The 12,728-nt window shown below is 40.3% G+C and carries 7 protein-coding genes; 1 reads left to right on the plus strand and 6 read right to left on the minus strand.

The features are described from left to right. Positions 1-20 precede the first annotated feature (20 nt). Positions 21-1,136 carry a trans-sulfuration enzyme family protein gene (locus ACJVDH_RS09495; RefSeq protein ID WP_443947329.1) on the plus strand — a complete coding sequence of 372 codons (1,116 nt, stop codon included), beginning with the start codon at positions 21-23 and terminating at the stop codon, positions 1,134-1,136. Positions 1,137-1,389: 253 nt separating this feature from the next. Here the strand turns inward: ACJVDH_RS09495 and ACJVDH_RS09500 are convergent, their stop codons facing one another. The 6 genes from ACJVDH_RS09500 to ACJVDH_RS09525 form a co-directional block, all read right to left on the minus strand. Then, the gene (locus ACJVDH_RS09500; protein WP_443947330.1) at positions 1,390-2,406 is read right to left on the minus strand and encodes a zinc-binding alcohol dehydrogenase family protein; all 1,017 of its coding nucleotides are present in this window, start codon (positions 2,404-2,406) and stop codon (positions 1,390-1,392) included. Between the two features lie 177 nt (positions 2,407-2,583). Further along, entirely contained in the window at positions 2,584-3,372 is a 789-nt protein-coding gene (locus ACJVDH_RS09505) for an SDR family oxidoreductase (protein ID WP_443947331.1), read from the minus strand. A 55-nt stretch (positions 3,373-3,427) separates the two neighbouring features. After that, positions 3,428-5,809: a DUF5703 domain-containing protein gene (locus ACJVDH_RS09510; protein WP_443947332.1), complete on the minus strand. Its 2,382-nt coding sequence runs from the start codon at positions 5,807-5,809 to the stop codon at positions 3,428-3,430. A gap of 29 nt (positions 5,810-5,838) precedes the next feature. Then, complete coding sequence (locus ACJVDH_RS09515) at positions 5,839-7,266, minus strand: sialate O-acetylesterase (RefSeq protein ID WP_443947333.1); 1,428 nt, start codon at positions 7,264-7,266, stop codon at positions 5,839-5,841. Between the two features lie 18 nt (positions 7,267-7,284). Beyond that, entirely contained in the window at positions 7,285-9,285 is a 2,001-nt protein-coding gene (locus ACJVDH_RS09520; RefSeq protein WP_443947334.1) for an aceric acid hydrolase, read from the minus strand. Between the two features lie 23 nt (positions 9,286-9,308). After that, positions 9,309-12,713: a glycosyl hydrolase gene (locus tag ACJVDH_RS09525; protein ID WP_443947335.1), complete on the minus strand. Its 3,405-nt coding sequence runs from the start codon at positions 12,711-12,713 to the stop codon at positions 9,309-9,311. Between the last annotated feature and the right edge of the window lie 15 nt (positions 12,714-12,728).

Genomic DNA, 12,728 nt, shown 5'->3' on the forward strand with positions numbered 1-12,728 from the left:
TCTAATTAAATTAGTAGATCATGAAACTCGAAACCCTTGCTATTCACGCCTCAAATCTTGTAAAATCTGCCACGGGCGATGTTACCGCACCAATAAATTTGTCGACAACTTTTTTTAGAGATGAAGATGGTGGTTATCCCGGCGGGCACATGTATAGTAGAGTAAGCAATCCAAACCGATCTGCTTTAGAAAACACCGTAGCAAAATTGGAATATGGCGAAGATGCAGCCGCTTTTTCTTCCGGAAATACCTCTGGAATGGCTTTGTTTCAGGCATTAAAAGCCGGAAGTCACATCGTTGCTCCGGATGATATGTATTGGGGTTTTAAAAAACAACTGCTTACCATTTTTGCCGATATTTTAACTTTTGATTTTATTGATCAAACAGATCTTGATCTGGTCAAATCATCCATCAAAGAAAATACAAAACTGATATGGATTGAAACGCCTTCTAATCCTTTATTAAAAGTAACCGATATAGAAGCCATTTCTGCCATTGCAAAAGAGAAGGGTATTACATTGGCGTGCGACAGTACATTCGCCTCTCCAATTCTTCAGAACCCGATTTTATTGGGAGCCGATATCGTGATGCACAGCAGTACTAAATATCTTGGCGGCCACAGCGATATTTTAGGCGGAATTTTAGTTACCGCTAAGAAAGACGATTTGTGGGAACGCATAAAAAATGTACAACAAACCGGTGGCGCGGTACCGTCGCCTTTCGATTGTTTTTTATTAAGCAGAAGTATAAAAACGTTGGCTTATCGCATGAAAGGTCATTGCGAAAATGGCCGCAAAGCGGCCGAGTATTTAAACAATCATCCAAATGTAGAAGCGGTTTTTTATCCGGGTTTGGAAAGCCATCCCCAACATGCTGTTGCTAAGAAACAGATGAAAGATTTTGGCGGGATGATGTCATTTTTGGTGAAGGGCGATGTTAATGTCACTTCAAAAGTGGTAAATCGTGTAAAGTTATTTGCGCAGGCAACCAGTTTGGGCGGTGTTGAAAGCTTGATTGAACATCGCTACTCAGTAGAAGGCCCGGATAGTAAAACGCCAAAAAATTTGTTGCGCATTTCCGTTGGATTGGAACACGTAGATGATATAATTGCCGATTTAGCGCAAGCCCTTGCTTAATTTTCGACTATAGTTGTCAAAGCAAAAATAACATCTAAGCTCCGTTTTGAAGCTTTAACAACTGACCTGATGCCTGTGCAATTAAAGTTGTCAAAACGGATTAATTAATAGTTCAGTTTTGACAACGTCCTAATATGATTGCTGGTGAAGTTGTCTAAGCAAAATGATATACAGGCATCCTTTTGAAGCTTTGACAACTCACATGCAGCCTTTGCAATTAAAGTTGTCAAAACTAGATTGAATTTGATTTCGGTTAATCCATACTAATCATCGCTTTTATCACGCCGGTTTCTGGCTTTAACCAGGATTCAAACTGATCTTTAACCTCATCAAACTTTACCCGGTGTGTAATGTATGTTGCAGGGTTTACCAAACCTTGTTTCATTGATGCAATAACGTGTTTAAAATCTTCTGTGGTAGCATTTCTACTGCTCATCAGCGTTGATTCTCTTTTATGAAATTCTGGATGATTAAAAATTAAATCTCCTTTTTGTAGACCGATAAGAACAAAACGCGCACCATGTGCCATGTAATGAATTGCGTTGTTAATTGCCTTCTGGTTCCCTGTTGCGTCAATAACTACGGTTGGCATATCGCCATTTGTTATTATTTTAAGTTGTTCTGCAACGTCATCCGCCTTTGCGTTTATAGTGTGGGCAACGTTGAGTTTGTCTTTGCAAAAGGCCAGTCGGTCTTCGTTAATATCCAATGCAATTACATTCGCGCCGGCAATCCGTGCAAATTCCATCGTTCCTAATCCAATTGGCCCGGCACCAATCACCAAAACAAACTCGCCCGGCTTTATATCCGCTCGCCGTATGCCATGCGCACCAATTGCTAACGGTTCTACCAAAGCCAATTCATCGAAAGATAATCCTTCGCCATGCAAAAGCATTTCAGAAGGAACCGAAAGATATTCGCGCATCCCACCGTCAACGTGTACGCCGCAAACCTGCATATTTACGCAGCAGTTTGGTTTTTGCATTCTACAAGCAATGCACTGCCCGCAATTGAAATATGGAATAAACGTTACGGCCTCGCCAATAGAAAATTGATCATTATCGTCAATTTCTACAAGCTCTCCAGAGAGTTCATGCCCTAAAACTCTCGGATAATTGAAAAAGGGTTGCGTTCCTTCAAAAGCGTGCAAATCGGTTCCGCAGATGCCAATCCGTTTTATTTTTATTATGGCCTGGCCTTTTTGTAACTCAGGTTTATCCGTTTCTGAATATTGAAAAGAACCGGGAGTTGTACAGGTTAGGGTTTTCATATTTTATTTTTCTAACAATAAGATTAAATATTTTAGTTAATTCATCATTGCGAAGCAGGAATTGAGCCAGCTGCGGCAATCTTTATTGAGAAAACCAATCAGTTATCCGTTAGCAAAGATTGCTTCCCTGAAAGGTCTGGTCGGGCTGTCGTGCCTCCTGGCAATGACGTCTAAAAATTAAGCGTTCGCCAGCGCGCGGTCTAAATGTACATATCCGCCATCTACATGGATAATTTGTCCGGTTGTATGACTGGATCTTCCAGAAATTAAAAAAGCGGTCATATTCGCGATTTCTTCTGCCGTTGTCATTCTATTTTCCAAAGGTATTTTATCGGTAATTTCCGACAGTTTTTCTTCTGCATTTGGAAGTGTTTCTATCCAGGTTTCGTAAGCTGGCGTCCAGCATTCTGCTACCACAACCGCATTTACGCGGATTCCGTATTTCAACAATTCTACCGCCCATTCGCGTGTTAAAGCATTTCTACCGCCGTTTGCCGCTGCATAGGCAGACGTATTTCCTTGTCCGGTTTCGGCTGTTTTAGAGGTAATATTTACAATTGCACCTTTCGTTTTTATCAATTCTGGCAAAGCATGGTGCGCCATTAAATAGTAATGCACTACATTTTTATGAAGCGATGCCATAAAATCTGCATAATTGCCATGTTCTAAGCCAATGCCATCGTTTACGCCAGCATTATTCACCAGGCCATCAATACGGCCGAATTTTTCTATAATTTCTGCGACTACTTTTCCGCAATCTTCTGGTTTGGAAAGTTCTGCAACAAATTGAGCAGCTTTGCCGCCGTTTGCCAAAATTGCATCAACAACTTTCTGATTGTCTTCCGCTTTTCTGCCTACGATAACAGCGATCGCATGTTCCTTTGCGAAAACTTCTGCAATACCTTTTCCGATACCTTTTGCGGCACCTGTAATTACGATAACTTTATCTTTTAATTGTAAATCCATTTGTTTTTAGAGTTTAGTTCTGATGGCAGAAATAATACATTCTGCCAGGCAAAATTTATTCGTTGATATTCATAATTTCTATGTCTGCTGTTCTGCTTTGAGGCGATACTTTCAGCTTTATCAGTTTGCCATTTTTTAGGCTCGCTTCAACCGTAGTTCTATTAGGTGCGAACAATTTAAAATGTACATCCCAGCTTTTCGGCCATGCCGGAAAAAGGTATATTTTTTTTCCGTCGCATTGCATCAGCATTTCCTGTAAGCCGATCATTCCAGATCCACCCCAATTGTGGTCGGGTGTCCAATCAAAACCTGGCCCCCAAAAAGTTGGGAAACGCCTTTCGGCATTTTTAAGTTTTGCTGTTGTTAGTTTAGCAGCTTCTTCTACTAAACCCAAACGCGCGGCAAAAATATTATCTTGCTTCCATCCAATATGGCTTTTAAAACGCACAACATCCGGATCATACTGATATGTATTTCTTGCGGTGTCTAATCCTGGTTTCCCTACTCCAAAAATTCCCCACGGAAAAACAGGATATAACTGCGGACTTTCTGTGTTATTAATCCGCTCCCAAAGTTTGGCAGGCGCAATGGTTGTATGTCCGTTAAACGATGTAAAATTAATTGGCGGAATTGTAACGAGCATCTTCTTCCATTCGGCACGTTTATTTTCTGCAAGTAACGGATATTCAATCAGTCTTTCTAAAACCGTTTTTAACGCCGCAATTGTAGACGTGGAATTGTAAGCCATTTTATAGGTTTCGGCTGCAGATCCAGGGTATAAAACCAAGTGTCCATTTGCATCAAACGCTTTTGCGCCACGTTCTTTTGCGAGATACATGTAATGTTCATTAAAGAACGTGAGCACACTTTCTATCAGCGGTAAATATTGATTGATGTCTTTACCTGCGTACCGATTGGTTTCCAGCATCATCATGCAAAATTCTAAAACGGTATCCCATTCGTATTCCAGCCAGGCGTTGTATTCCATGCCCTTATTGAAATCCGCCGGCCGTTTCCAGCCATATTCTGCCGGATTTGGCAATCCAAAATTCTCCAATTGTTCGCTAAAACTCGCCCCTTTGTGCGCCCAGGCATTCTCAGTTCTGATTTCGGCGTTTTTTAATACGTTAAGATAAAAGTCAAACTGCGGCTTCATCAAATCAAAATCGCCGCTTTTAAGCATTGGCCAATACACCAACCGTTGGTTTTGTGCGGTGTGTGTACCGCCGCCCCAATTTCTAAAATCTGGCGTAAAATTCAATGTAGAATCGGTTAATGCCGGATCGAAAGTAAACAGACCACCATTAAATTTGGTTGGATATTGCCCGAAAGCATTGCAACCGAGCATATAGCGGAACAATTGATAATTTTTAGATGCTTGATTGGCTGCCTTATCTGCCGAATTGACGTAAATGAAGCTCTTTTTCCAGAAGTCATTCCACCATTTAATACTGGCTTTTTGATCGGAATTTACTGGAATTTTTCTTAATGCATCTTCCCAAAGCTGAACAGATTCTGTTTTTGCCGTATGAAAAGAAATCTTTATATGCGCTGTTTTGGTTGGCTTCACGCTTTTAATTGCCCAAGCTTTAAAAGCTGTATTTTGATATTTGCCGTTGTAATTTCCGGCCGAACGCATGCCATCGCCCTGCATACTTCCGCCAAAAATTAGATTTTTAAGTGGGTTAAACAACTCTGTCTTTCTGTTTTCTAAGCCTTGTTGTTTAACGGTAACATCAAATACGGTTTCTGACTTATTCTGATGGTAAAAAAGAACTGTATTGTTTTTAAAAGAAATTTCATCTTTAAAGGTTTTTACAATGCCTTGCGGCGCCCATTTATATGAATTTTGATTATTTTCTTTGCCTTTAAGTATGCGATCTTCAAAACGCCAGCTTTCATAAATGGCTTCGGTTATAATGTTCTGATTGGATTTCGTTTCCAGATGAACAACCGGATTAAAAACCTCTGCCCAAACTTTTAGCTGAATTGATAATTTTCCTTCTACACCGGAAATTTGTGCGTAACCATCTTTTAAAATAAGTTCTTGTTTAAAGGTTTTTCCTTCAAATGGATTGGGACTGAATTTCAGTTTTATCCGACCAAGTTTGAGCAGAGAATTGTTTTCGTCAAAAGTACCGCTGCGCGATAAATAAAGGTAAACCTCACCTTTTTCTACCCATAGATTTAAACCAATATCTCTACCGCCAACAGGCATAGATTCTGAGGAGTTTCTGCTTTGGGTAGTCCAGATTACGTTATTGATTGGCGCATGTTCTTGTGCAAAACTCGGAGTCGCTAAGATGGATGGGGCTAAGATTATTTTTAATATGCTTAATGTCTTAGCGGTTCTATTACTAAACCACGAAGGCACGAAAAACACTAAGTTTAGTGTTTTAGCAATTGGGTTACTTTTTCTTTGTGGTTTGCTGATCATATCAATTTGTTAGCAATTGCAAGTGATGTTTAGTTCTCCCAATCATCTGTGCGGAATGAAGAAACCGGCAAACCATCGTTTCCAAACAAATCGCCAAGGACAAAATCTTTGAACGCATAACGTACAGCTACAGGTTTTTTAACTTGTTCTGCCGAAACCGTTACGCTGCTTCCGGTGATCGCCGCTTTCGCGGGATAAAATTTATGATCTGCACCTGCAATTTCAAACAAAAGAAGATCTTTGCCAAACGATGTTAAACCATTTGGAACATTCTGGAACTTCAAGTTTATTTTTCCATCCGTAACCGTCATAGAATCATACGTTGGACTGGCATAACCGAAACCTTTGATCCCATACGTTTGTGCCAATGCAAGATAGGCCAACCGAATACCGCCCGGTTTTTTATTCGCCGGATGAATGGATTTTTCTTCACCAAGATCCATTAAAACAGCCATTCCTGAGTTCGGTATTTTTGCTAAAGACTTTCGTTGTGCATCTCTTAAAAATGCAGAATTGAATTTACCACCAATATGATAAGGTGGCAATTGCGCATAATTGTAAGGTGCAATTTGGGCGTAATAGAATGGAAATTCACCATTTTCCCAATTTTTACGCCAGGAAGCAACCATCGCTGGAAAAAGATCTTCGTAACGATCTGGACGCTCATAGTTGGATTCGCCCTGATACCAAATTGCCCCTTTTATTCCGAAACCGATTACGGGATACAACATGCCGTTGTATAAAGTGGTTGGCGTACGACTAACTTCTTTGATGGAATCGCCTTTAGCAGGAATTTTCACTTCCGGAAATGCTTTCAAATCTTCCGGCGACATCCAGGCCTCTATAGTTGAACCTCCGTAACTGTCATTAATTAAACCGATTGGCACATGCAACATTTCACTCAATAAATTACCAAAGTAATAAGCTGTTGCACTGAAATTGGCAACCGTTTCCGGCGATGCCGTTTTCCATAAAGAAGGTTTACTATTGTTTTGCTTTTCAGTTATTGAAGATCTTGGAACCGTATAGAGTCTGAGCTGCGAGTTAGAAGATTTTAAAATAGCCTCATTTGAACCGATAACAGGCTGGCTTTTAAAACCTTTCATCGGCATTTCCATATTAGACTGGCCGCCACAAAACCAAACTTCACCAATCAAAATATCACTTAACGTTAATTTTTCGCCATCGTTCAGATCAATGGTGTACGGCCCGCCAGCGGCTGGCGTACTAATTTTTGTTTTCCATCTCCCCTCGCCGTCCGTTTTTACCGCATAATTTTCGCCATTCCAGGAGGTTTTAATTTTTACCGTGGAAGATGCTTTTGCCCAGCCCCAAATGGCCACTTTGCTTTGTTGTTGAAGCACCATGTGATCGGTAAAGATGGATGCTGGTTTTACTGTAGCGTAAGTTGTTGTGCTGTATGCGAGGGCAAATAATAATATCAATTTTATTTTCATGGTTGTAAATTCTATTGTTTATCGGCTTAATGGCAACCAAACAGACATGTTGGAATGGCCGCGGTTTCCCCATGCAAAATATGGAATCAGTTTAATTTCGGTTTCTGTGTAATTGGTATTCACGGGATGGTATAAAGTATTTTGCCAGTTCGTGTTCTCAAGGATTTTCGCATGACCCACCAAACTAAAAATCTGTGCACCATCTATGGTGATCTCTTTTGGAGCGAATGAGGTTTTTACAGGAATAAAGGCATCGAAAATTTTTTGATTTGGTAAATCTGTAGATTCCAGACAATATACAACCGGACCGCGTTTTACGGCAATCTGATTTCTATTTTCCTCTACCAGTGGATTGGCTTCTATTAAAGTTGCTTCCATTGGCAGATCGAGTTCAATAAAATCTCCGGCTTTCCATTTACGATTAATTTCAGCGTAACTTCCTGGCGTTAATTTCAATGTTTCATTTTTCCCATTAACGCTTACTTTGGCTTGTGTGCACCAGCCTGGAATCCTCAAGAAAATTGAAAATGCCGTTTTAGCACTTTCTTCAAATTTGATTTTTATCTGCCCATCCCAAGGATAATTAGTTTCCTGGTTTAGTGAAATTTGATTTCCGTTACTTAATCTTGTAGTTAATCTATTTCCTCCATATAAATTGACATATAGTCCTTTATCAGAAATACTATATGCATAATTGCTGACTTCAGCAATTGTACGCACAACATTTGGCGGACAACAATTGGATAAGGCGATATACGGTACACGATCTTTAGACCAACGCTGTTTAAAAGGTAAATCATCGCTTTGCGCCAGCGGATTGGTATATAAAAAGTTTTTTCCATCCAGGCTTATGCCAGACAAAACACTATTGTGCAGGGCAAGTTCCATAACATCTGCATATTTCGCATCGCCGGTAATTTGCAGCATTCGCCAGTTCCAGAGTACGTTTCCAATATTGGCGCAGGTTTCGTTATGTGCAGTAAAATTGGGCAACTGATAATCTCGGCCAAAGGCCTGATGAATTTTCTGAACAACTGCAGGATCGTAAGAAGTACCATCTGGCGAAGTACCATCATACAAGGATCCACAGCCTCCGGTAATATACATTTTATGCTGCGTTACGTCATCCCACATTAAATTGAGTGTTTTAAGCAAAGAATCCTGACCGGTTTCTGCATATAAATCGGCCACGCCTGCGTAAAGATAATTGGCGCGCACGGCATGCCCCATGGCTTTTGTTTGTTGAAGAAAAGGAATCCGATCTTGGTTGTCATCCGTTCCGTCTTCAATTTTACCTTTAATTGCGATGAGGTGTTTAGCCAGTTCCAGATAACGTGGATCTTTTGTTGTGCGGTACATTTCAACAACGCCCATATAATGAGAGGGGCAAATTGCATTTCTGGCTAAGGTTGGGGAGGCAGATTTATAAAAGTTATAGAGATAATCTGTAGCTTTTTTGGCAATGTTTAATAGTGACGTTTTGCCGGTTGCCCGGTAATGTACACAAGCTGCCGTCATTAGATGACCGATATTATACGCCTCAAAACTTAGTCGGTCCTGAAATTGATTGTTTGAGCCGCTTTTGTGTTGCTCTATAATGGCCTTTGTGTAAATATATCCGTCTTCGCGCTGCGATTTTCCAATCACCGTGATGGCTTTATCCATCATCTGCAGCAATTCTGGTTTCTTTGTTGCGGCATACATACTGGCAACGGCTTCTAAGGTTTTGTAATAATCGCCATCATGAAATGATGGCCCAACATGCATTCCGGTATCTAAGCGCGCTGCAATTTCAAAATTTTTAAATGCATGACTGACGTTTGCATCATTGTAGATGTTCCACATATTCGGGACCATAGTTTCCTCCGCAACTTTAAAACGATCTGCCCAGAAACCTTTTGTCCAGTGCACATCTTGCATATTCAAACTGTGAAGCTTGGCGTATTTGCTTGAAGATGTATTTACCAATGCATTGTTTTGCGCCTGTGCCTTGCAAGCAACAAGCATTAGCGCAACCATTAATATGTTTTTACTTTGCCTCATCATTGTTCTTGTTCCAAAATTGTTACCGGACCTAATAACCCGGCGGTATTTAACGGCTTTCCATCTAACCTAAATGGCGCAACTGTATTTGTAATTCGCTTATTTTCAGGTTGTTTTTGGTCTCCAATTAAACGGTTTGCCCAAGTGTTAGATACTTCTATTAAAATGTTGTTTTTGCCTGAACGGATTGCAGTACTAATGTCTACCCGATGCGGTGCAGTCCATAACGTTCCGCAGTTAATTCCATTTACTTGTACTTGTGCAATTGCAGAAAATGCACCTAAATCCAACCAGATTTTACCTTTCGTTTTGTTTTTAAAGTTGAAGGTTTTGCTATATACAGCAGTTCCAGAGTAATATTTGATACTGCTATCTGGATGTTTTGTCCAATCGGTCAATTTCTCAAATGTCAAGGGAGCTGCGGGCCCGCCAAAAGCAGAATCGAATTGCACTTGCCAATCTTCTGATACATTCTGAACAGGTTTAAAAGTACTCCAGTTATTGCCTTTAGCGATTGCAGATGTTGTCGTTTCCTGTTCAAAAATGACAAACAGAGATTGGTTCGCTTCAAATTTCAATTTGATATCTGTTCTTCCATCTTTGCTATTCCACGAATTTATAGTGGTTTTTACATCGTTAACTGCATCGTATACATAAGGAATTTTGCCTGCAGTCCGGAAGGATAAATCTATTATTCTACTTTTATCTATTTGATTGGAGATGAAATACAGGTCTTTCTCTTCACTTTTCCGATGGGCAAAAGCTAATTTATCCGCAAACTTATCGGAGTTTTCCGTTGCGAAAAAATCTGGTTCTAACTGAAGTGGCGTAAAATTAATACCATAAAACGGAGCTTTATAAATTATTCCGTTACCCAGTTTTTTAAATTCAAGCGGATGGTTATTGTTTTTATACGATTCAAAATTTCCTTCCCATATATTGTTTATCAAATCATTTAGGTTGCTTGCTTTACTGTTCTGTAAACCAATAGAATAAATTGGTTTTTTTCCGATAATTACTTTAGCGCCATTGCGAATAAGTTCATCGAGTTTTTTAATGGTTTCTGCGCCGATGTATTGGTTCGGATTAAGTTGGTGCAGATCTGGGAAAATCAAAAATTTATAACTGGCGCCGCTTTCAAAAACCACTTCACCATTTTTTACTGTTGCGGTTTGGAATACATCTGGATTGAAACTATCATAAGCATAACCACGAAGTGGATTAACCCAATTTTCTGGATCGGCCATATTTGCCGAATGCGTAACGCCCGCGGGAATTTGCCTTAACGGTTCGCCAATATTTGCCAGCCGTTTGGCTTCCGAATCGAAGACATCAGTTCCGAAAATGCCCGGTAATGTAGCTACCAATCGATCTGGTAAAACGGCTCTGCGCGGCAATTCTTCACCTGTAAATACCGCAATATCGGTAACTGGTTTGCCTTGCTGAAGTAAATTTTGTGTTCGCGTCGCGTAATCAACCCAAGCTTTTCCGGCTTTCCACCAGGTTTGATCGCGTTGAAAATATAGTCCAACACCATCTAAAGTCATTCCTGGTTTGTGATTTAACCATGGATTGTGTGTAAAAACGTGATACACCAATTTATTAATGCCAGATGCATAATTCCGATCTTGAAGGGTTTTCATATTTCCCGGGTGCTCATTCCAATCCATTCGTACGGTTGTAAAAGCTTCTGCCTGAATAATATTTTTACCATAAATATGTGCACCAGAAATGGCATCAAACATATCATTCGGTTTATCGTGTGTTGGGCTGTTTAACCAAAACTCGCCCATTGGCACATTAACAGTTTTATAATGGAGTAAACCATCGCTCATCATAGTAGGCGCAATGCTTTCTGCGGTAAAGGTTACGCCTTCATCTTTTGCCAGTTGGGCAAGGGTTTTATAAAATTGATCGACCACTAATTCTGAAATTGTTTTTCTAACATCGTATAGAAAACTTTCTGAAACCGATAAACTTTCTACAGGTAATCCGGTCATAATGGGTAAGTAAGGCGTTAAATCATAGCCTCGACGTTTTTTAAATTCTTCTTGAAATAGGTCTGACCAATTTTGACTGCCGCATTCCCAACTGTCTACATGAAAAACACTCAGCACCTTTTTGGCAATCTCTGGCCCGGCGTGCTTAATTGCTTCGCCATACCAATTTTTGAATTGTAGTTTCACCGCTTCCGGGTTAAATTTATCACATTCCAAACCCATACCTCCACCGCCGGTTGCATTGGTATGGCCGGTTGTGGTATGTCCTACTCTTAAAATTGTCCAGTTTCCTTTAGGTGCAGTCCAGTTCAGACTGCCATCTGCATTAAGTTTGCCAGTCAGGTTGATAATTTTACTTAAGGGAATGCATAAGTTTTGAGCAACCTGTTCATCCGTTGTTCTTTTGCTTACGCGCCAAATAGATCCGTTTTTACCTTCAAACTGATTAATACCAGGCTGTTCGCTCAATTCGAGGTTAAGCAGTTTTAAAGAAGGTTTCCATTTTGCAGCATCTAAATCTTCTGCACCTGGCTCTGATCCGCTTTTGTCGTAAACAAATCTAAAAAAGCGTGCTGTAGTTGGTACAATAGAATGTGTTACGGCTTCATCGGTATCTTGCCAGCCATGACGTGGTGCTTCTAGTCGACCAACTGACTGAAATATTTTCCCATCATTACTTACTTCTATTTTAAGTCGCTGCGCCTGATAGTTGTTGCCGCTAACGCGAATGGTAACCGTTCTACAAGTAAAGGGTTGCTTAAACTCATACAGAATGGAACAATTTTCATTCGTTCCAAAATTCTTCTTGTTGCCTGCCATCACCAATCCAGATGCATCTGCACCATTACTTGCTGTAATTTTAGGCACAATGGTTCGTGTAGAATTGTCAGTTCCGGGCGGTGTTGGATAAGCGTAAACTGCAATATCCCGATAAAAATTTTCTTTTGTTTCTGGTTGTGGCAGTTTGATTTTTGTAGCGGCAGAATGAATATTTAATGTAGACCAAACTACCTTCTGCATAGACAGTTCTGGTGTAATCCATGGGCCGCCAGCCAACGCAAAACCATCACTAACGTGCATACCCAGTTTTAAATCCAGTCGTTTGGCTTCGCTCATGGCAAATTCTACCATCTTCCACCATTCTGGCGTAAGCTGAACAACAGGCGGAGTGTAAACCGGTGTTTTATCCGGCCCTTGAATACTCATCAGATAAGCGCCTGCAATTCCGTTGGTTTTCATGGCTTCCAGATCGGCAGTAATACCTTCTTTAGAAACAGCGCCTTTTACCCAATACCAAAATACCCAAGGTTTGGCATTATCGTTTTGTTGTGCGTGTCCGGATTTTGCCAAACACAAAACACACAACAAAATAGATATTAAAACGCTGCTAAACCTGAATTTCATTTCTTCTTTTTTTAA

Origin of the sequence: Pedobacter terrestris (assembly GCF_052343045.1) — a bacterium.
Taxonomy (GTDB): domain Bacteria; phylum Bacteroidota; class Bacteroidia; order Sphingobacteriales; family Sphingobacteriaceae; genus Pedobacter.

What these genes read in the sequence shown, in the direction of transcription:
- ACJVDH_RS09495 (WP_443947329.1), top strand. Translation starts at nt 21, where the DNA reads ATGAAACTCGAAACCCTTGCTATTCACGCCTCAAATCTTGTAAAATCT.
- ACJVDH_RS09500 (WP_443947330.1), bottom strand. Translation starts at nt 2,406, where the DNA reads ATGAAAACCCTAACCTGTACAACTCCCGGTTCTTTTCAATATTCAGAA.
- ACJVDH_RS09505 (WP_443947331.1), bottom strand. Translation starts at nt 3,372, where the DNA reads ATGGATTTACAATTAAAAGATAAAGTTATCGTAATTACAGGTGCCGCA.
- ACJVDH_RS09510 (WP_443947332.1), bottom strand. Translation starts at nt 5,809, where the DNA reads ATGATCAGCAAACCACAAAGAAAAAGTAACCCAATTGCTAAAACACTA.
- ACJVDH_RS09515 (WP_443947333.1), bottom strand. Translation starts at nt 7,266, where the DNA reads ATGAAAATAAAATTGATATTATTATTTGCCCTCGCATACAGCACAACA.
- ACJVDH_RS09520 (WP_443947334.1), bottom strand. Translation starts at nt 9,285, where the DNA reads ATGGTTGCGCTAATGCTTGTTGCTTGCAAGGCACAGGCGCAAAACAAT.
- ACJVDH_RS09525 (WP_443947335.1), bottom strand. Translation starts at nt 12,713, where the DNA reads ATGAAATTCAGGTTTAGCAGCGTTTTAATATCTATTTTGTTGTGTGTT.